This is a genomic window from Allobosea sp. LjRoot90, assembly GCF_964254315.1.
GTDB lineage: Bacteria > Pseudomonadota > Alphaproteobacteria > Rhizobiales > Beijerinckiaceae > Allobosea.
Genome location: NZ_CAXUTF020000001.1, coordinates 534,920 through 553,717 on the forward strand (window position 1 = coordinate 534,920; position 18,798 = coordinate 553,717).

Here is an 18,798-nt window from a genome sequence, read left to right on the forward strand (position 1 = left end):
CGTCCACGTCGAACGAGCATATCCCGTCCAAAGAACAGCCTGCGCCCGTCCGGCGCCGGCTGCAAGCCCGCTCCCAGTTTCAACCGATTGAAAAAAGGCCGCAATCGGCGCATTGCTTGGGGGAGGCGGGGAAGCCGCCATTCCAAGGTATCATCATGCTCGACAAAGCCGTTCCGCCGCGCACGCTGAAGCTCAATGCCGCCGACAATGTCGCGGTCGCGGTCGATCCGATCGATGTCGGCGTCAGCGCTGCCGGGGTCACCGCGCTGAAGCGGATTCCGCGTGGTCACAAGATCGCGCTGGTGCCGATCGCCAAGGACGAGCCGATCCGCAAGTTCGGCCAGATCATCGGCTTCGCCACGCTCGACATTCCGCCCGGCGAATGGGTGCATGAGCATAATACCGGCTTTCACGCCTTCGAGCGCGACTATGCCTACGCCGCCGAGGCGAAGACGGAGTTCGTGCTGCCGGTCGAGCAGCAGGCGACCTTCGAGGGCTTTCGCCGCAAGGCCGGCAATGCCGGCACGCGCAACTATGTCGGCATCCTGACCTCGGTGAACTGCTCGGCCTCGGCCGCGCGCTTCATGGCCGAGGAGGTCAAGCGCTCGGGCCTGCTCGCCGACTATCCCAATGTCGACGGCGTCATCGCCCTGACTCACGGCACCGGCTGCGGTATCGACTACAACGGCGAGAGCTTCGAGGTCCTGAAGCGCACGACCTGGGGCTATGCCTGCAACCCGAACATGGCGGCAGTACTCGTCGTCGGCCTCGGCTGCGAGGGCTTCCAGATCAAGCGGATGAAGGAAGCCTATGGCGTCGAGGAGAGCGACGTCTTCCGGACGCTGACCATCCAGGAGACCGGCGGCACCAGGAAGGCCGTTGCGGCCGGGATCGACGCGCTGAAGATAATGTTGCCGATCGCCAATCGCGCCGTGCGCGAAACCGTGCGGGCTTCCGAGCTGATGCTCGCTTTGCAGTGCGGCGGCTCGGACGGTTATTCCGGCATCACCGCCAATCCGGCGCTCGGCAAGGCGGTCGACCTTCTGGTCGAGCATGGCGGCACCGCGATCCTCTCCGAGACGCCGGAGATCTACGGCGCCGAGCACCTGCTGACCCGCCGCGCCGCCACCCGCGAGGTCGGCGAGAAGCTCGTCGGCATCATCAAATGGTGGGAGGATTATACGGCCCGCGCCCGGATGGACATGAACAACAACCCGTCGCCCGGCAACAAGGCCGGCGGGCTGACGACCATCCTGGAGAAGTCGCTCGGCGCTGCCGCCAAGGGCGGCACCAAGACGCTGGCCGCGGTCTACCATTATGCCGAGCCGGTCCGGACCAAGGGCTTTGTCTACATGGACACGCCCGGCTACGATCCGGTCTCCGCGACGGGGCAGGTCGCCGGCGGCGCCAACATCCTCGCCTTCACCACCGGCCGCGGCTCGGCCTATGGCTGCAAGCCGACGCCCTCGGTCAAGCTCGCGACCAACACGCCGATGTATCTGAAGCAGACCGACGACATGGACCTCAATTGCGGCGATGTCCTCGACGGCGTGACGCTGGAGGAGAAGGGCAAGGAAATCTTCGATTACCTGCTGAAGATCGCTTCGGGCGAGAAGTCGAAGTCCGAAGAGATGGGCTATGGCGACGCCGAGTTCGTGCCTTGGCAGATCGGCGCGACGATGTGAGGGCCGTCATGCTCGGGCTTGACCCGGGCATCTCAGGCAGGAGGAGGCGCCGGCCGGCGCCTTCTCGTAACGAGATTCTCGGGTCTGGGCTTCGCCTTGCCCGAGAATGACGGCGCGCCAAAAGCTTTCAGCTGCGGCCAAGCGCTGCGCATCGGCCATTCCGGCTGCTTCTCCCAAGACATTCCAACGGAATATCATGCGCAATATCCTGATGGTCACGCTGCCTCGTCTGGTGCTCGGCCTGCTTTTCCTCGTCAGCGCCGTCGACGGTTTCTGGTGGCTCGCCACCGGCGCCCATCTGATCCACCCGCCGACCTCCGAGCGGGGGCTCGCCTTCGAGGCAGCCTTGCAGAACTCCGGCTTCTTCTGGCCCTTCCTCAAGGTGGTGAACCTCGCCGGAGGCCTGAGCCTGCTGCTCAACGTGGTGCCCGCCCTTGGCCTTGCCCTGATCGCGCCGGTGATGGCGGTGATCGTGCTGTTCCACTTCGCCATCAACCCGGCCGGCATTCCGGTCGCGATCATCCTGATTGTGACGGGCGGGCTCCTGGTCTTCGCCTATCGTGGGCGCTACGCGGCACTGCTGCGCTGAGGCCGTTCCTCAGAGCGCGAAGCCCTTCAGCCGCTCGCCGAGCCCGGCGATGCGCTCGGCTGCGACATTGGCGATGGCGATGCGCAAATGCTGCTCCTGGCCCGGACCGAAATAGGGGCCGGGCAGAGCGAGCACGCCGCGCTCCTGCACCAGCCGGCGAACCACTTCGGCTGCCGGCACGCCCTCGAACGGGTGGGCGACATAGGCGAAATAGGCGCCGGCGGCGAGGACGCTCCAGCCGTTCAGTGGTGCGATCGCCTGGCGGAAAAGCGCGGCGCGGGAGTTCATCTCGGCCCGGTTCGCCTCGCGCCAGGCGCGGATGCCGTCGATGCCCCAGGCGACGGCGCTCTGGCCGGCGCGGACCGGGCTGATCTGGACACAGTCGAGCACCTTGCCGATCTGGGCCAGCGCCGCTTCGCCGGCGGTGATCGCGCCGAGGCGCCAGCCGGGCACCGCATAGGCCTTGGAGAAGCTGTAGAGGCCGATCAGCGAATCCTGCCAGCCGCTTGTGCTAAAAAGCTCATGCGGGCGACCAGCGCCTTCGGGCAGGAAGTCGCGATATGTCTCGTCGAGCACGAGCCAGATCTTGCGCCGCCGGCAGAGCGCGGCGAAGGCGGCGATGGTGGCGGGCGGATAGACCGCGCCGGTCGGGTTGTTCGGTGTCACCAGCACGATGGCGCGGGTGCGTTCGTCGATCAGCGCCTCCGCGCGTTCGGCGTCCGGCACGAAGCCGCGCTGCGGATCGCAGGGCAGCGGGCGCGGCTCGACGCCGAGCATGTTCAGCGTCATCTCGTGGTTGAAGTACCAGGGCGTCGGCAGCAGCACATTGTCGCCGGCACGTGCCAGCGCCATCATCACGGTGACATAGGCCTGGTTGCAGCCAGCGGTGATCGCGACCTCCTGCGGCCGGATCGCCGCGCCATAGAAGGCGCTGCTCTCGGCGGCATAGGCCTCGCGCAGGATATCGTCGCCGGCGATCGGCCCGTAGCGGGTGCTTTCGGGCAGCGCGGCAGCCTCGGCGAGGCGCTCGAGCAGGGCGGCCGGCGGGGGAGCGCCGGGCACGGCTTGCGACAGGTCGATCAGCGGGCCATTGCCACCGGCATAGCCGCGTGCCCAGGCCTTGGCCTCGGGGATCGGCGGGGTCGCGGTGTCGATGAGATCGGGATTGAGCGGGGCGGGAGAGGGCGCAGGCATGGCTGAGCTTTGCGGCGCCTTCACCGCGGCGTCAACGGCTTGCGCGACCTGTCCTCTCCCCCCTTGTGGGGGAGAGATAGAGAGGGGGTATGCCACCCTCGACACCTGCTCAGCTTGGCGCGGAGAGGACTGTGGCTGCGATACCCCCCTCCCAACCCTCCCCCACAAGGGGGGAGGGCTTGCGCTCGCCCTACGATGCCGAATGTGCCCGATCTCGCCGCAGGCTTGGACCATGGCCCGTCGACCGCCATATTCGAACCGGAGCAATGCGAGGCTGACGGCATGGACGAGGCGACGCAGGACGCGATCGAGGAACTGCACGCCATGCTCGACCGCGCCCGGGTGATCGTGCCGTTCACCGGGGCGGGCATCTCGACCGAATCGGGCGTGCCGGATTTCCGCTCGCCCGGCTCGCCCTGGATGCAGAACAAACCGATCCCATTCGAGATCTTCCTCGCCAGCCGCGAGGCGCGGATCGAGGCCTGGCGGCGCAAATTCGCGATGGACGACCATTATCGCGATGCCAGGCCCAATCGTGGCCACCGGGCACTGGCGACGCTAGTGGCGGAGGGGCGCTCGCCCGGCGTGATCACCCAGAACATCGACGGCCTGCACCAGGCGTCCGGCATCGCCGAGGATGCCGTGATCGAGCTGCACGGCAACGGTACCTATGCGACCTGCCTGACCTGCGGCTGGCGACACGAGCTTTCAGCGATCCGGGCTGAGTTCGAGGTAAGCGGCGAGCCGGCCGCCTGCACCATGTGTGCCGGCGTGGTGAAGACGGCGACGATCTCCTTCGGTCAGCAGATGCCGCAGCAACCGATGCTCCGGGCGCATGAACTGACGATGTCGGCGGATCTCTATCTGGTCGCCGGCTCCTCGCTCGTCGTCTTTCCGGCCGCGACCTTTCCGGTGATCGCCAAGCGGAATGGCGCCAAGCTGGTCATCCTCAACCGCGAGCCGACCGATCTCGACCCGATCGCCGATCTCGTCGTGCGCAGCGAGATCGGCCCGGTGCTGGCGCGGCTGGCGAACTGATCAGTCGCGCGAGGCGAAGGCGAGGCGCAGCGCCAGCCCACCGAAGACGACGCCGAGGACGCGCTGGGGCCAGAGCGCCAGATGCGGGCGGCTCGCAATGGCGCGGCCGAGACGGCTTGCCGTCATAATAACGATGCCGTTGGCGATCAGGCCCATCAGGTTGAGGATCGAGGCCAGCACCACGACCTGGAGCAGGAGCGAGCCGGCCTCGGGCTTCAGGAATTGCGGCAGCAGCGCCAGCATGAACAGCGCCATCTTCGGATTGAGCAGGTTGGTCAGCAGGCCCTGCAGAAAGATCTGGCGCAGCGGGAAACGCGCCGCATCCGCCGTCGGCGTGAACAGCGTCGCGGGCGATCTGAAGGTCTTCCAGGCGAGCCAGGCCAGATAGGCCGCGCCGGCCCAGCGCAGCGCGTCATAGGCCGCCGGCACGAGCAGGAAGAGCTGCGACAGGCCGTAGGCGGCTGCGAGTGCCTGGAGATAGCTGCCGGTGGCAATGCCGGCATAGGTCGTGAAGCCGGCGACGCGGCCCTGGCTCATGCTGCGCGAGGCGATCAGCAGCATGTCCGGCCCGGGCGTCGCGGTCAGCACGGCGCAGGCGGCGGTGAACAGAGCGAGCGTGGCGAAATCGGGCATGACGGGCTCTCGGGTTCAGGAAAGCGGCTTGGCGAAACGCGCGAACGCATCCTTCGTCGGCGTGGTGCCGGCGCCGGGCTGCTGCGGGCGCAGGAAGCAGCCATCCGCGACATTGGCGGGCTCTACGAAAGCGTCCTTGATCCAGGGGATGTATTCGAGGACCGGCGTCGCCGGATGCCAGTAGGCGAGATGGACGTGGACCTGGCTCATCTCGCCGGCGTGAGGCGCTACCGGCAGGCGATGGGCGAGCGCCAGCTCCGCCACCTGGATGTATTCGGTGATGCCGCCGAGGCGGGTGACGTCGGGCTGGACATAGTGGACCGCGCCGGCCTGCACGAAGGCACGGAAGGCATCGAGCGTGTAGAGCTGCTCGCCGAGAGCGACCGGGATCGAGGTCGAGCGGGCAAGCTCGGCATGCGAGCCGATGTCGTCGTACCAGAGCGGTTCCTCGAACCAGAAGATGTCGAGCCCCTCGGCACGGGCGCAGAAGCGCTTGCAGGTCGGCAAGTCCCATTTGCCATTGCCGTCGATCGCCATGCTGACATGGTCGCCTATGGCACGGCGCACCGCTTCGAGCCGGCCGATATCGGTCATCGGATCAGCATGGCCGACCTTGATCTTGATGCGATGGAAGCCGTCGCGCTCGACCGCCATGCGCGCGCCCTCGACCAGCTCGTCCTTGGGGATCGAGAGCCAGCCGATATCGGTGTTGTAGGCTTCGAGCTTGGTCTTGCTGGAGCCGCCGAGCAGATGCCAGAGCGGCATGCCGGCCTGCTTCGCCTTGAGGTCCCAGAGCGCGATGTCGACGGCGGCCAGCGCGAGCTGGGTGATGCCGGCGCGGCCGACCCATTGCAGCGCCGGATGACGGGCGAGCTTGAGCCAGAGCCGCGAATGCTCGGACGCATCCTCGCCGGCCAGCAGCGGGGCATAGCAATCGCGGATGCAAGATGTGATCAGCCGGTCGGAGGCAAGGTCGGCATGGGTACCGGTGAAGCCGTAACCGACGAGGCCATCCTCGGTGGTGATTTGCGTGCCGACGACGCCCCAATGGCTGATCCGATGGGTCGAATCGGCGATCGCGCCGCCGGTCACCGGGATGTGCAGGATGAAGGGCTCGATATGGGCGATGCGCATGACTGGTCTCCCGAGCGCTGTCCGAACGATCATCGGCGCGATGCATGAAAGCGACAAGGCGCAGCTTTCGTCGGTCTCTCAGGCGCTTTACGCATGCTGATGATGTGGATGAGCCGGAAGCGACTGTTTCGCGACTCCGCCGGGGTGCTATCGTCACATCACGAATCACGTTCGCGGCGGAGATGAGCGGGACATGTCCGACGAATACGGCGACGGAGGCAGGCCACCGGTCGGCCCGCTGCAATCGCTCAACCGGATCGTGCGGCTGGACGGGCCTGACGACGTTGGCGAGCAGACGGTCGAGATCACAGGCCATGTCAAATGGTTCGACGTCAGCAAGGGCTACGGCTTTGTCGTGCCACAGGATGGCGGCACCGACGTCCTCGTCCATGTGACGATCCTGAAGCGCGACGGCTTCCACGCCATCGCCGAGGGCGCCCGCATCGTGCTCGAGGCGATCGCGAAGGCGCGGGGCCGCCAGGCTGTCCGCGTGCTCTCGATCGATACCTCCGCCGCGCGCCACCCGGCCGAGATGCCGATGCCGCGGACCAATGCGACGATCACGCCGACGAGCGGGCTCGAGCGCATGGTGGTGAAGTGGTTCAACCGCCTGCGCGGCTTCGGCTTCGTCTCGGCGGGCGAGGGCTCGCCCGACATCTTCGTCCATATGGAAACGCTGCGCCGCTACGGCATCGTCGAGCTGATCCCGGGACAGGTCGTGCTGGTGCGCTACGGGCCTGGCCCCAAGGGGTTGATGGCAGCCGAGATCCGGATGGAGCAAGGCGGGCCACCCAGCTCGCACTGAGAAAAGCTTTCTCCAAAAGGGCGCCTTCGGGCGCCTTTTTTGTTGTGCGACGCCCGCGATGTTCAGCGCCCCGATATCGGCGCGGCTTTTTGCCGTTTCTGAAAGGAAACGGCGAATTTGAGCGATTCAGTTTCACGGGACCTCAACGGACCCGCGGCTAGGGTATCCTCGTTATGAGGATATGCCGATCGCCGTGCTGCTGATCACCGACCGCCCGGAACAGAGCGTCAAGCTCGAGCGGCTCCTGTCGCTTTGGGGACCTTGCGATGTCATGGACCTGCATCGTCCGACGCAGGGCGGGCCGGCGCCGAAGCGCCTGCTCGTCAGCGATGTCGATCTCTCGAAGCGCGCTGCAGTCGAAGCTGTGCGCGACCGGCTGGCGGAGCACAGGCGGAACGGAACACCCTATCTCTGCCTGCTACGTGAGCGGTCGCCGCGCCTGACCACCCAGGCCAATGCGATCGGCGCCAGCGCGATCCTGCCGGCCGATATTCCGGCAAAGGCCCTGCTCGACGAGATTGGTCGCATCCTCCATCCGGAGGGGCAGGCTCCGATGCAGCGGCAATTTATTGCCGCGTCCGCCGCCATGGCCGAGATCCTCGCGGCTGCCACCGACGGCGCGGCACTGCCGGTCGCGGCCATCGAGGGCGGCGTCGAGGCGATCAACCGCGCGGCCGACGACCGCGATCTGGGCGCCTGGCTCGACATGGTCTGGAACCATGACGACGCGACTTATCAGCATTGCCTGCTGGTCGCAGGGCTTGCCGCCGCCTTCGCCCGCGAGCTCGGTTTTCCCGAGGCGGCACGCAAGCTGGTGACCAGCGCCGCCGTCCTGCACGATATCGGCAAGGCGCGCGTTCCGCTCACGATCCTGCATAAGCCCGGCAAATTGACGGTGGAGGAGTTCGCGATCGTGCGCGAGCATCCGCAGATCGGCTACGAGATGCTGTTGCGGCAGGGCGCCTTTGCGGCCGAGGTCGTCGAGGTGGCACGCAGCCACCATGAATATCTCGACGGGACAGGCTATCCACGCGGGCTGAGGGCCGACGAGGTCTCCGACGTGGTCCGAATGATCACGATCTGCGACATCTATGCCGCCCTGATCGAGCGACGCTCCTACAAGGAACCGATGGCGCCAGCGGAGGCCTATGCCATGCTGGTCGGGATGGGCGCCAAGCTCGACGCCGACCTGCTCCGCGCGTTCAGGCTAATGGTGCTGCCGGGCTGACGCCGCTTCAGAGTGCGAAGGATGTGCCGCAGCCGCAGGAACTCGTCGCGTTCGGATTGATGATCTTGAAGGACTGACCGACGAGATCGTCGACGAAATCGATGGTCGAGCCATCGAGCAGTTCGAGCGAGGTTTCGTCGATCAGCACGGTGGCGCCGTCGCGCTCCAGCACGAGGTCTCCGGGCGCCTTCTCGCGGTCGATGTCGAAGACGTACTGGAACCCCGAGCAGCCGCCGCCGGCGACGCTGACGCGCAGCATCGCTCCGGGGGCCTCGCTCGCCATGACCGCGACAATCCGGCTCGCGGCCTTGTCGGTCAGCGCGATCATGTGCGGATTGACTTCGATTGCCGTGCTCATGCGCAGAACATCCTTGCTCCTGCCTCGTTTGCAAAGGTAATGGCGCAGGCGCATCGCTTCAAGCCGCGCCTGCCGACGGGGCTGCCATGCAGCGAGCAGACATGCCGCAAGCACACAAAAACACCACAGCCCAGATTCGCGAGCCCGGCGATCGCTGGCGCGCGATCTATGCCTGCCGCTCGACAACGAGCCGCGGCCGGTTAGTAGAGGAACCCGGCTCGGCGACGCGCAACCAGTTCCAGCGCGACCGCGACCGCATCATCCATTCGACCGCCTTCCGCCGGCTGAAGCACAAGACGCAGGTCTTCGTCTCGCATGAGGGCGACCATTTCCGCACGCGCCTGACCCATACGATCGAGGTGGCGCAGATCGCCCGCGCGCTCGCCCGGGCGCTTGGACTCGACGAGGACCTGGCCGAGGCGCTGGCGCTGGCACATGATCTTGGCCACACGCCCTTCGGCCATACCGGCGAGGATGCGCTCGACGAATGCATGGCCGGCTTCGGCGGCTTCGATCACAACGCCCAGACGCTGCGGATCGTTACCCGGCTGGAGCGGCGCTATGCCGGCTTCGACGGGCTGAACCTGACCTGGGAGACTCTGGAAGGCCTCGTCAAGCACAACGGCCCGCTGCTGACCGCCGACGGCAAGCCGACCGAGCGCTACGCCAAGACCGGAATTCCGGTCGCGATCCTCGAATATCAGGAGAAGCAGGACCTCTGGCTGGGTAGCCACGCTTCGGCCGAGGCGCAGGTCGCCGCGCTCGCCGACGACATCGCCTACAACGCCCACGATATCGACGATGGCCTGCGCGCCGGGCTGTTCGATTTGCCCGAGCTCAGGGCGGTGCCGTTCCTGGGCGAGCTGCTCGATGAGATCGACGCCCTGCACCCCGGCCTGGAGCGGTCACGTGCCACCAACGAGCTGGTGCGCCGGGTGATCACGCGCTTCGTCGAGGACGTCATCGCTGAATCCGAGGCGCGGATCTCGGCGCTGGCGCCAGCCGATGCCGACGAGATCAGGCAAGCGGGCGCGCCGGTCGTCGCCTTCTCGCCGGCGATCGTTGCAGCCGACAAGGCGATCAAGGGCTTCCTCTATCCGAACATGTACCGCCACCCGCGCATCGGCGTGATCCGGAAGGAAGCGGCCGACGTCGTCCGCGACCTGTTCGTGCGCTTCAAGGTGCAGCCGCAGGCCATGTCACCCGAATGGGCGGCACGGTGCGAGGAGCTCGACGAGGCGCGCCTTTCGCGCCGAATCGCCGACTACATCGCCGGCATGACCGATTCCTATGCCCTCGACGAGCACCGGCGCCTGTTTGACGCCACCCCATCGCTGCGATAGGCGCTGGCCCGCTTCCCCATGCATCCTTGGTTGTCATGAACATTTTCGAGACTTTCTCCGCACGCCTTGCCGCCGTCCTGTCCGGGCTGGTCGAGGCCGGCCGTATCCCGGCCGGGCTGTCGCTGGCGCGCGTCGTGGTCGAGCCGACGAAGGACCCGGCCCATGGCGATCTTGCGATCAACGCCGCCATGGTGCTGGCCAAGGAAGCCGGCATGGCGCCGCGCGTGCTCGCCGAGCTGATCGTCGCCGAACTGGCCAAGGACAGCGACGTCCTCAAGGCCGAGATAGCCGGGCCGGGTTTCATCAACCTCTCCTTGCAACCTGCTGTGTTCACTCAGGTTCTGAAGGCGGCGGTACTGGCCGGGACCGAACATGGCCGCGGCGCGCCGAAGGGGGAGCCGAGGGTCAATGTCGAATACGTTTCGGCCAATCCGACCGGGCCGATGCATGTCGGCCATGGCCGTGGCGCGGTCTTCGGCGACGCGCTGGCGAGCCTGCTCGCCTTCGCCGGGCACGATGTGACCCGCGAATACTACATCAACGATGCCGGCGCCCAGGTCGATGTGCTCGCCCGCTCCGCCTTCCTGCGTTACCGCGAGGCGCTGGGCGAGGAGATCGGCCCGATCCCGGAAGGGCTCTACCCCGGCGATTATCTCGTTTCGGTCGGCGAGACGCTGGCGCGCGAGCATGGGCCGGCGCTGCTCGACAAGACCGAATGGGATTGGCTGCCGCTGGTGCGCGGGGCGGCGATCGATGGGATGATGGCGATGATCCGCGAGGATCTCGCCGCGCTCGGCGTCGTCCACCAGGTCTTCTTCTCGGAGCGCTCGCTACAGGGCAGGGACGGCAACTCCAACGCCGTACACCAGACGATCGAGGATCTGCGCGCCCGCGACCTGATCTATGAGGGCCGCCTGCCGCCGCCCAAGGGCCAGAAGGACGAGGACTGGGAGGATCGCGAGCAGACGCTGTTCCGCGCCACGCAGTTCGGCGATGACGTCGACCGGCCGCTGCTGAAGTCGGACGGCAGCTACACCTATTTCGCCAACGACATCGCCTATCACCGCTCCAAGTTCACGCGCGGCTTCGCCGAGATGATCGACGTCTGGGGCGCCGACCATGGCGGCTACGTCAAGCGCATGCAGGCGGCGGTGAAGGCGGTGACGAATGAGCAGGGCTCGCTCGACGTCAAGCTCTGCCAGCTCGTCCGCTTGCTGCGCAATGGCGAGCAGGTCAGGATGTCGAAACGCTCCGGCGACTTCGTCACCCTGCGCGAGGTCATCGACGAGGTCGGCCGCGATGCGGTGCGCTTCATGATGATCTTCCGCAAGAACGACGCGACGCTCGACTTCGACCTCGCCAAGGTTGTCGAGCAGTCGAAGGACAATCCGGTCTTCTACGTCCAGTACGCGCATGCGCGCTGCGCTTCGATCTTCCGCCAGGCGGCCGAGGTCTTCCCCGATCTCGACCTGTCGCCGCAGGCGCTGGCGGAAGCGGACCTCGGCCTGCTGACCGACGAGTCGGAGATCGGCATCGTCAAGATGATCGCTGCTTATCCGAGGATGATCGACGCCGCGGCTGCGTCACACGAGCCCCATCGTGTCGCCTTTTTCGTGCACGAATTGGCGAGTGCCTTCCATTCGCTATGGAACAAGGGCAAAGACTCGCCGCAATTACGGTTCGTTAATCAAACTGATCGAAAGTCGACATCGGCAAGATTGGCGTTCGTGCATGCAGTGCGCAGCGTCCTTGCCTCCGGTCTGGCGGTCGTTGGGGTGACGGCGCCGGAGGAGATGCGCTGACGGGATCCATCCCGGCGCATCGGACGCTTTGCGGATCAGAAGGATCCGGTCGGCGTCCGCCGGGTCCGACACGGAAGTGGTGTTGGCCGGTCTGCCGAAAGGCGATCGGCTAAGGCTTTCGTCAGATTGACCGCGCTGTGGCAACGTCCTTTGATGGGTGGCGGCACGCGCTGGAATGGATCATGTCATGAGCGAGCCAGCTAGAAACCGTTTCGCCCTCGATCTCGACGATCTCGAGCGCCAGCTGCGCGGAGCGGCCCAGCCTCAGAAGCCGGGCGCGGCGAGCGACCCGCTGATGGAGCTGACCCGGCTCGTCGGCCAGGACGATCCGCTGAAGGAACTCTTTGCCGGTCGATCCGAGCCGGTGCGCCCGGCTGCGCCGCAGCCAGCCTCCTGGGCCCGGACCGAGCCGAGCTTCCAGCCGACGCTGGTCACGCCGCCGCAGGCGCCGTCGACCCCGCCGCCGGCGGATGTGCGCGGCACGCTCGACGAATTCGAGGCGCTGCTGCGCCGGACCGAGCCGGTGCGGACTGCGCCCTCCCAGCCGATCGCGCACGCCCCTTCGGCGCCGGTGCACGACTACAACGAGCCAGAGCCGCTCCCGTCAAGCTCGCAGCCCTATGCGGTGCAGCAAGAGGGGCATCACGCTTATGTCCCCGAGCTGCCGCGCGATCTCGACGAGGCGGCCGGCCAGGCGCAGGCCCAAGCTTACGACCACGGCTATCATGCCGCGCCAAACTATGACGCGCAGTCGCAGATCGCCGAGGACGAGTCTCGCGACTTCCAGCGGCCGCGCTCGCGCAAGGGCCTGTTTACGGCTGCCGCACTGCTCGTCGTTGTCGTTGGTGGTGTTGGCGCTGCCACGGTCTTCCGCGACAAGAGCCCGGCCGGCGTCAACGGCCAGCCGCCGGTGATCGCGGCCGATACCGGCCCGTCCAAGGTCGCGCCGGTCAATCCGGGCGGCGCCGAGATCCCGAACCAGAACAAGCAGATCTACGAGCGCAGCGGCGACGCCGCGACCGACAAGACCAAGGTTGTCAGCCGCGAGGAGCAGCCGGTCGACGTCCAGCAGGCAGCGCGCTCGATGGCGGCGCAGCGCCCGACGCAAACGTCGAATGGCAGCATCACGCCGACCGACACGGCGGCCGCCGCTCTGGCTCCGACGGAGCCCGGCCTGATTCCGATCCCGGCCGTCCCCGGCCTCGGCGAGCCGCGCCGCGTCCGTACGGTCGCGATCCGGCCGGATGGCACGCCGGCGACCAGCAACGCAACCGCCACGAACGGGGCGGGGCAGGGCATCGTAACCGGTTCGGCGCCGTCGAACCGCCCGGCCGCGACACCTTCGGCGACGCCGAGCCCGGCCGCACAGGCACCCAAGGCCCAGGAACGCGCTGCTGCTCCGGCGACCCCGCCGGCTTCGCAGACGCCATCGGCCAACACGACCCGGACTGCCGCACTCGCGCCGCAGCCGGTCCAGCCCGCTACACCTGCCGCGGCAGCGCCGCGCACAGACCCGGCAGGCGGCTTCGTCGTGCAGCTCGGGGCGCCGGGCAGCGAGGCCGAGGCACGCGCCACCTTCGCAGCGCTGCAGCGCAAATATTCCGATCAGCTCTCCGGCCAGAGCCCGATCGTGCGCAAGACCGAGCTCGCTGGCGGCAAGACGGTCTACCGCCTGCGCGTCGGTCCGTATTCTCGCGAGGATGCGAGCTCGATGTGCTCGGCATTGCAGTCCGCCGGCGGCCAGTGCTTCATCGCCAAGAACTGAAGCACCACCGAGCTGCTCACAGATACCTGAAACGCCGGCCGCGATCGTCGCGGCCGGTGTTTTTGTTTGGCGCCTGAGCGCCTACCCCACGGCGATGTGCTTGCTTACCCGGATGCCCGGTGGCAGGCAGGCTGGAGAAACCACCGTCCGTCATTTGGTTCGTTCGCCATGCCTCTCGACCCGACTTCCCGCGCCAGCGAGACCTTCCTTGGCTGCGAAGCGGTCGCCTTCGACGCGGTACCGCGCGGCGCGGTCGCAGTGATCGGCATTCCCGGCGCGACGCCCTATCCGTCAGGCAGCCTGCATAGCGCCTCCGCACCGGCCGCCATTCGCCGTGTCAGCGCGCGGCAGGCCGCACGGCGAGGGCACTATGATTTCGATCTCGGCCGGGCGGTGGCCTGGTCGGACCAGAACCTGGTGGATTGCGGCGACATCGCTTTCGATCCCGGCGATTTCGCCGGTAATCGGGCAAGGATCGAAACCGTCTACACGGCTTTGTTGGCGCGTGGCGCTGCGCCCTTGCTGCTCGGCGGCGATGACAGCGTCCAGATTCCCGCCTTGAAGGCCTTCGCCTCGCACAGCGAGATCACGATCCTGCAGATCGATGCGCATATCGATTGGCGCGAGGAGGTCGAGGGCGAGCGCTTCGGGCTGTCCAGCACGATGCGGCGCGCGTCCGAGTTCGCCGGCGTCAAGGCGCTCGTGCAGGTCGGTGCCCGTGGCATCGGCAGCGCCCGTGAAACGGATGTGAGCGAGGCGCGCGCTGCCGGTGCGCAAATCATCGATATGCGCACGCTCAGGGAGAGGGGGATCGGCCACGCGGTTCAATGCGTACCGGCGGGCCGGCCGGTCGTGGTCTGCCTGGATGTCGACGGCCTCGATCCGTCGGTGGTGCCGGGCGTGCTCGGCCGGGCGCCGGGCGGCCTTGGCTATGGCGATCTCGTCGATCTCCTGAACGGTGTCGCGGCGCGCGCGCCGATCATCGGTTTTAACATCGTCGAGTTCGTACCCGAGGAGGACATTGGCGGCCTCGGTGCGCGGAGCGTCTGCCGACTGGCCATGCTCGGGGCCGGCCTGCTTGCTGGCAGCGCGGGCAGCTGAACCGCATCCCCATGCCGCCGTGCAGGAATCCCGAATTGCTCCCGCTATTTGGACATGCGCGCGTTGCGGGGCCGTGGCTGGAGCCCGGTCAGCGCGTGCTCTAGCTTCGCCCCCCGAGTCAGCGGCCTGGCCCCGTCCGAAAAAAGCCGAAGGCCTGCAAGCGAGAGGAAACACCATGGACCGCCGCAAGCTTCTCAAAACCTCGGCCGTCGCGGCCGCTGCCGCGACCATCGCCGCACCGGCGATCGCGCAGACCAATCCGAAGATCAATTGGCGCCTGACCTCGAGCTATCCGAAAAGCCTGGACACCCTGTTCGGCATCTCGACCCAGGTCGCCAAGCGCGTCGCCGAGGCGACCGACGGCCAGTTCCAGATCCAGACCTTCGCCGCCGGCGAGATCGTGCCGGCGCTGCAGGCACTCGACGCGGTGCAGAACGGCACGGTGGAATGCAGCCACACGCTGTCGAGCTTCTATATCGGCAAGGACACGGCCTTCGCCTTCGAGACGTCGCTGCCTTTCGGCCTCAACACGCGCCAGCAGAATGCCTGGCTCTATCAGGGCGGCGGGCTCGAGCTCTGCCGCGAGCTGATGAAGAAGTTCGGCGTGCACACGATTCCGTCGGGCAACACCGGCGCCCAGATGGGCGGCTGGTTCCGCAAGGAGATCAAGAGCGTAGCCGATCTGCAGGGTCTCAAGTTCCGCATCGCCGGCCTCGGCGGGCAGATCATGGCCAAGCTCGGCGTGGTGCCGCAAACCTTGGGCGGCGGCGACATCTACCCGGCGCTGGAGCGCGGCACGATCGACGCGGCCGAGTTCTCCGGCCCCTATGACGACGAGAAGCTCGGCTTCGTGAAGGTGGCGAAGTACTATTACTATCCCGGCTTCTGGGAAGGCTGCGCCAATGTCAGCTTCATCGTCAACAACGAGAAATGGGCCGGGCTGCCGGCGCATTACCGCGCCATCGTCGAGGCGGCCTGCGCCGAGGCGAACGCGCTCTGCATGGCGAAATACGACCACGGCAACCCGGACGCGCTGCTGCGGCTGATCGCCGGTGGCGCCGAGCTGCGCGCCTTCCCGCAGGACGTGATGCAGGCGGCGTTCAAGGAGGCCTTCGCCCTCTACGCCGACCAGGCGGCGAAGAATCCGGCCTTCAAGACGCTGTGGGATTCCTTCCTGCCGTACTGGAAGAAGGAGCAGCTCTGGTTCCGCGTCGCGGAACTGCCCTTCGACGCGTTCAACGCACAGGCGTCGCAGTCGCTGCGGTGAGGGCAGCATAGCCCGGAGTTCATGACCGGGACGCTGATCCAGCTCGTCATGCTCGCCCTTGTGGCGAGCATCCACGTCTTGAACGCAGGACTGCCCGAGGGAAGACGTGGATGGTCGGGACAAGCCCGACCAGGACGGGAAGGGTAAGCCCGCAATGACGCAATGCGGCTCGCCTCCGAATCGGCGATAATCGCTCCATGACCTCGCGCGCCTTCATCGCCGGCTGCCTCGGCACGAGCCTAACCGCCGACGAGCGCGCCTTCTTCCGCGACGCCCGGCCCTGGGGCTTCATCCTGTTCAAGCGCAATACGCAGGATCCGGCGCAGGTCGCGGCGCTGACGGCGCAGATGCGCGACTGCGTCGGCTGGCAGGCGCCGATCCTCATTGACCAGGAGGGCGGCCGGGTCCAGCGCATGGGGCCGCCGCATTGGCCGCCCTATCCGCCGGCGCTGGCCTTCCTCGCGATCAACGATCCGATCCAGCAGCGCGAGATCGTCCGGCTCTCGGCGCGATTGATGGCGCATGACCTGAAGAGCGTCGGCATCGATGTCGACTGCCTGCCGGTGCTCGACGTGCCGATCGCCGGCAGCCATGACGTGATCGGCAACCGCGCCTATGCACGCGATCCGGCAATGGTGGCGACGCTCGGCCGGGCGGCGGCCGAGGGGCTGCTGGCAGGTGGCGTGTTGCCGGTGATCAAGCACATGCCGGGCCATGGCCGGGCCAAGGCCGATAGCCATCACGACCTGCCGGTGGTCGAGGCTGATATCGACGAGTTGCGGGCCCATGATTTCCGGCCATTCCGGCATCTGGCCGACATGCCGCTGGCGATGACGGCGCATGTCGTCTTCACCGCGCTCGACAAGCGTCGTCCGGCGACGATCTCGCGGAAGATCGTGCGCGAGATCATGCGCGGCGAGCTCGGCTATGACGGGCTGATCATGACCGACGACATCTCGATGAAGGCCTTGTCCGGCTCGTTCGCGCAGAAGGCGCAGGCGGCGATCCGGGCCGGCGTCGACGTGGTGCTGCACTGCCATGGCATCATGGAGGAGATGGTCGCGGTTGCCGGTGCCGTCCCTGCGATGAGCGGCCAGCGTGCCCGCCGCGCCGCAATGGCACTCGCCCGCATCCGGCACGAGCCAGAACCGCTCGACATCGAGGCGACGCGGGCACAACTCGCGAGCGCCCTTGCCATGGGCGGCAGATAAGCTGATTCTATCCCCGGGGTTGCGGCCCCGCCGTGAGGGCGGGGCGGGACATGGGGAACAGGCCATCGATGGCCGCTGAGCTGCCATTCCAGGAGGACGGCACGTCGGAACGCGCGAGCGGCGAGCCGGCGTTCGTGATCGACGTCGACGGCTATGAAGGGCCGCTCGACCTGCTGCTCGATCTTGCCCGTCGCCAGAAGGTCGATCTCGCCCGCATCTCGATTCTGGCTTTGGCGGAGCAATACCTCGTCTTCGTCGAAAAGGCGCGGGAGCTGCGGCTCGAGCTCGCCGCCGACTATCTCGTCATGGCGGCCTGGCTCGCCTATCTGAAATCGCGCCTGCTGCTGCCGGAGCCGCCCAAGGGCGAGGAGCCGAGCGCAGCCGATCTTGCCACCGCGCTGGCGCTGCGCCTGAAGCGGCTGGAGACGATCCGCGCCGCGGCGCAGCGGCTCGCCACCCGCGAGCGGCTCGGCCGCGACGTCTTCGCCCGCGGTGCGCCGGAAGTGATCGCTTTCGAGGGGCGGCCGGTCTGGGAGGCGGAACTCTACGATCTGCTGGCGGCCTATGCGCAGCAACGCCAGAAGCGCATCCGCCAGCCGATGAGTGTCGGCCAGCGCCAGGTTCTCTCGTTGGCCGAGGCGCGCGAGGCGCTGGCGCGGCTGGTCGGCGAGGCCGGCGAATGGACCGCGATCGACGGCTATCTTACCCGCTACATGAGCAGCCACGGCCTGCCGGCAGAGACGATGGCGGCGACGGTCAGGGCCTCCTCGCTCTCGGCCATGCTGGAAATGGTGCGCGAGGGCGTGCTCGATTTGCGTCAGGATGGCGCTTTCGCGCCGCTCTATGTCCGCCGCCGCTCGGCGCGGCCACCGACGCTCGACCTGTGAGGCGCTGATGGCCGTGGCTGAAGCCGAGCGCGAGGACGAGGAGGCATGGGATGCCGACGAGGCGCTGGCGCGCGCCTGCCGCATCGTCGAGGCGCTGCTGTTCGCTTCGGTGCAGCCACTCTCGGCCGAAGACCTGGCGAAATCGGTGCCGGCGAACGTGCCGATCGACCGGGTGATTGCCGAGCTGGAGCAGAGCTATGCCATGCGCGGGGTGACGCTGCATCGCGTTGCCGGCGGCTATGCCTTTCGCACTGCGCCGGATCTTGCCTATCTGCTGGCGCCCGAGGCCGAGCCGCCGCGCAAGCTTTCGCGTGCCGCGTTGGAGACGCTCGCCATCATCGCCTACCACCAGCCGGTGACGCGCGCCGAGATCGAGGAGATCCGCGGCGTTGCCACCGCCAAGGGCACGCTCGACATTCTGCTGGAGGCCGGCTGGGTGCGCCTGCGCGGTCGCAGGCGCTCGCCGGGGCGGCCGGTGACCTTCGGCACGACGCCGGCTTTCCTCGATCATTTCGGACTCGACCGGATCGACGACCTGCCGGGGCTGGAGGAGCTGAAAGGCGCCGGCTTCATCGAGGGGCGCCTCGCCAAGGACCTCTCCGTGCCGGTGCCGGACGACGATCCGAGCCTGCACGATGACGAGGATCCGCTCGGCGACCTGTTCACGCCGCTTGACGACGGCGACGCCAGCTAGCACAGCGCAGGCGATTGAGCCCGGCGGGCCGGCAGGAGAACGACTTGGCTCGCAGCGAAGGCAG

Annotated in this window: 17 protein-coding genes; 13 read left to right on the plus strand and 4 right to left on the minus strand. The window is 67.3% G+C overall.

Annotated features, from left to right (window positions below; genetic code table 11):
- Positions 1–155: 155 nt before the first annotated feature.
- Positions 156–1,685, plus strand: coding sequence for a UxaA family hydrolase (locus tag ACSQ3M_RS02655; RefSeq protein ID WP_436148512.1), 1,530 nt, complete (start codon positions 156–158; stop codon positions 1,683–1,685).
- A gap of 196 nt (positions 1,686–1,881) precedes the next feature.
- Complete coding sequence (locus ACSQ3M_RS02660) at positions 1,882–2,274, plus strand: hypothetical protein (protein ID WP_436148513.1); 393 nt, start codon at positions 1,882–1,884, stop codon at positions 2,272–2,274.
- A gap of 9 nt (positions 2,275–2,283) precedes the next feature.
- Here ACSQ3M_RS02660 and ACSQ3M_RS02665 read toward each other — a convergent pair whose 3' ends face one another.
- Positions 2,284–3,468: an aminotransferase gene (locus tag ACSQ3M_RS02665; protein WP_436148514.1), complete on the minus strand. Its 1,185-nt coding sequence runs from the start codon at positions 3,466–3,468 to the stop codon at positions 2,284–2,286.
- A 282-nt stretch (positions 3,469–3,750) separates the two neighbouring features.
- Between ACSQ3M_RS02665 and ACSQ3M_RS02670 the strand changes: the two genes are divergently transcribed.
- The gene (locus ACSQ3M_RS02670) at positions 3,751–4,506 is read left to right on the plus strand and encodes an SIR2 family NAD-dependent protein deacylase (protein WP_436149278.1); all 756 of its coding nucleotides are present in this window, start codon (positions 3,751–3,753) and stop codon (positions 4,504–4,506) included.
- Here ACSQ3M_RS02670 and ACSQ3M_RS02675 read toward each other — a convergent pair whose 3' ends face one another.
- On the minus strand, positions 4,507–5,139 hold the full coding sequence (locus tag ACSQ3M_RS02675) for a LysE family translocator (protein WP_436148515.1): 633 nt from the start codon (positions 5,137–5,139) through the stop codon (positions 4,507–4,509).
- Positions 5,140–5,154: 15 nt separating this feature from the next.
- Entirely contained in the window at positions 5,155–6,273 is a 1,119-nt protein-coding gene (locus ACSQ3M_RS02680) for a mandelate racemase/muconate lactonizing enzyme family protein (RefSeq protein WP_436148516.1), read from the minus strand.
- A 193-nt stretch (positions 6,274–6,466) separates the two neighbouring features.
- On the opposite strand from ACSQ3M_RS02680, the gene ACSQ3M_RS02685 reads away from it, so the two are divergent.
- Together ACSQ3M_RS02685 and ACSQ3M_RS02690 are read left to right on the plus strand one after the other, a co-directional pair.
- The gene (locus ACSQ3M_RS02685) at positions 6,467–7,078 is read left to right on the plus strand and encodes a cold-shock protein (RefSeq protein ID WP_436148517.1); all 612 of its coding nucleotides are present in this window, start codon (positions 6,467–6,469) and stop codon (positions 7,076–7,078) included.
- Positions 7,079–7,259: 181 nt separating this feature from the next.
- A complete protein-coding gene (locus ACSQ3M_RS02690) occupies positions 7,260–8,306 on the plus strand; it encodes an HD-GYP domain-containing protein (RefSeq protein ID WP_436148518.1) in 1,047 nt (348 codons plus the stop codon).
- Positions 8,307–8,313: 7 nt separating this feature from the next.
- On the opposite strand, the gene ACSQ3M_RS02695 is transcribed toward ACSQ3M_RS02690, so the two are convergent.
- Positions 8,314–8,664: a HesB/IscA family protein gene (locus ACSQ3M_RS02695; RefSeq protein WP_436148519.1), complete on the minus strand. Its 351-nt coding sequence runs from the start codon at positions 8,662–8,664 to the stop codon at positions 8,314–8,316.
- 101 nt (positions 8,665–8,765) lie between these two features.
- On the opposite strand from ACSQ3M_RS02695, the gene ACSQ3M_RS02700 reads away from it, so the two are divergent.
- The 8 genes from ACSQ3M_RS02700 (at position 8,766) to scpB (ending at position 18,734) form a co-directional block, all read left to right on the plus strand.
- The gene (locus ACSQ3M_RS02700) at positions 8,766–10,007 is read left to right on the plus strand and encodes a deoxyguanosinetriphosphate triphosphohydrolase (protein WP_436148520.1); all 1,242 of its coding nucleotides are present in this window, start codon (positions 8,766–8,768) and stop codon (positions 10,005–10,007) included.
- Between the two features lie 35 nt (positions 10,008–10,042).
- Positions 10,043–11,809: an arginine--tRNA ligase gene (argS, locus tag ACSQ3M_RS02705; protein ID WP_436148521.1), complete on the plus strand. Its 1,767-nt coding sequence runs from the start codon at positions 10,043–10,045 to the stop codon at positions 11,807–11,809.
- A gap of 187 nt (positions 11,810–11,996) precedes the next feature.
- Entirely contained in the window at positions 11,997–13,574 is a 1,578-nt protein-coding gene (locus ACSQ3M_RS02710; RefSeq protein ID WP_436148522.1) for an SPOR domain-containing protein, read from the plus strand.
- Between the two features lie 66 nt (positions 13,575–13,640).
- On the plus strand, positions 13,641–14,675 hold the full coding sequence (locus ACSQ3M_RS02715) for an arginase family protein (protein ID WP_436148523.1): 1,035 nt from the start codon (positions 13,641–13,643) through the stop codon (positions 14,673–14,675).
- 175 nt (positions 14,676–14,850) lie between these two features.
- On the plus strand, positions 14,851–15,942 hold the full coding sequence (locus tag ACSQ3M_RS02720) for a TRAP transporter substrate-binding protein (protein ID WP_436148524.1): 1,092 nt from the start codon (positions 14,851–14,853) through the stop codon (positions 15,940–15,942).
- A 197-nt stretch (positions 15,943–16,139) separates the two neighbouring features.
- The gene (gene nagZ / locus ACSQ3M_RS02725; RefSeq protein WP_436148525.1) at positions 16,140–17,153 is read left to right on the plus strand and encodes a beta-N-acetylhexosaminidase; all 1,014 of its coding nucleotides are present in this window, start codon (positions 16,140–16,142) and stop codon (positions 17,151–17,153) included.
- A gap of 68 nt (positions 17,154–17,221) precedes the next feature.
- Complete coding sequence (locus tag ACSQ3M_RS02730; RefSeq protein WP_436148526.1) at positions 17,222–18,040, plus strand: segregation and condensation protein A; 819 nt, start codon at positions 17,222–17,224, stop codon at positions 18,038–18,040.
- Positions 18,041–18,047: 7 nt separating this feature from the next.
- Positions 18,048–18,734: an SMC-Scp complex subunit ScpB gene (gene scpB, locus ACSQ3M_RS02735; RefSeq protein ID WP_436148527.1), complete on the plus strand. Its 687-nt coding sequence runs from the start codon at positions 18,048–18,050 to the stop codon at positions 18,732–18,734.
- Positions 18,735–18,798: the final 64 nt, after the last annotated feature.

What these genes read in the sequence shown, in the direction of transcription:
- ACSQ3M_RS02720 (WP_436148524.1), top strand. Translation starts at nt 14,851, where the DNA reads ATGGACCGCCGCAAGCTTCTCAAAACCTCGGCCGTCGCGGCCGCTGCC.
- ACSQ3M_RS02665 (WP_436148514.1), bottom strand. Translation starts at nt 3,468, where the DNA reads ATGCCTGCGCCCTCTCCCGCCCCGCTCAATCCCGATCTCATCGACACC.
- ACSQ3M_RS02700 (WP_436148520.1), top strand. Translation starts at nt 8,766, where the DNA reads ATGCCGCAAGCACACAAAAACACCACAGCCCAGATTCGCGAGCCCGGC.
- ACSQ3M_RS02675 (WP_436148515.1), bottom strand. Translation starts at nt 5,139, where the DNA reads ATGCCCGATTTCGCCACGCTCGCTCTGTTCACCGCCGCCTGCGCCGTG.
- ACSQ3M_RS02670 (WP_436149278.1), top strand. Translation starts at nt 3,751, where the DNA reads ATGGACGAGGCGACGCAGGACGCGATCGAGGAACTGCACGCCATGCTC.
- ACSQ3M_RS02690 (WP_436148518.1), top strand. Translation starts at nt 7,260, where the DNA reads ATGCCGATCGCCGTGCTGCTGATCACCGACCGCCCGGAACAGAGCGTC.
- scpB (WP_436148527.1), top strand. Translation starts at nt 18,048, where the DNA reads ATGGCCGTGGCTGAAGCCGAGCGCGAGGACGAGGAGGCATGGGATGCC.
- ACSQ3M_RS02685 (WP_436148517.1), top strand. Translation starts at nt 6,467, where the DNA reads ATGTCCGACGAATACGGCGACGGAGGCAGGCCACCGGTCGGCCCGCTG.
- nagZ (WP_436148525.1), top strand. Translation starts at nt 16,140, where the DNA reads ATGACCTCGCGCGCCTTCATCGCCGGCTGCCTCGGCACGAGCCTAACC.
- ACSQ3M_RS02730 (WP_436148526.1), top strand. Translation starts at nt 17,222, where the DNA reads ATGGCCGCTGAGCTGCCATTCCAGGAGGACGGCACGTCGGAACGCGCG.
- argS (WP_436148521.1), top strand. Translation starts at nt 10,043, where the DNA reads ATGAACATTTTCGAGACTTTCTCCGCACGCCTTGCCGCCGTCCTGTCC.
- ACSQ3M_RS02680 (WP_436148516.1), bottom strand. Translation starts at nt 6,273, where the DNA reads ATGCGCATCGCCCATATCGAGCCCTTCATCCTGCACATCCCGGTGACC.
- ACSQ3M_RS02655 (WP_436148512.1), top strand. Translation starts at nt 156, where the DNA reads ATGCTCGACAAAGCCGTTCCGCCGCGCACGCTGAAGCTCAATGCCGCC.
- ACSQ3M_RS02660 (WP_436148513.1), top strand. Translation starts at nt 1,882, where the DNA reads ATGCGCAATATCCTGATGGTCACGCTGCCTCGTCTGGTGCTCGGCCTG.
- ACSQ3M_RS02710 (WP_436148522.1), top strand. Translation starts at nt 11,997, where the DNA reads ATGAGCGAGCCAGCTAGAAACCGTTTCGCCCTCGATCTCGACGATCTC.
- ACSQ3M_RS02695 (WP_436148519.1), bottom strand. Translation starts at nt 8,664, where the DNA reads ATGAGCACGGCAATCGAAGTCAATCCGCACATGATCGCGCTGACCGAC.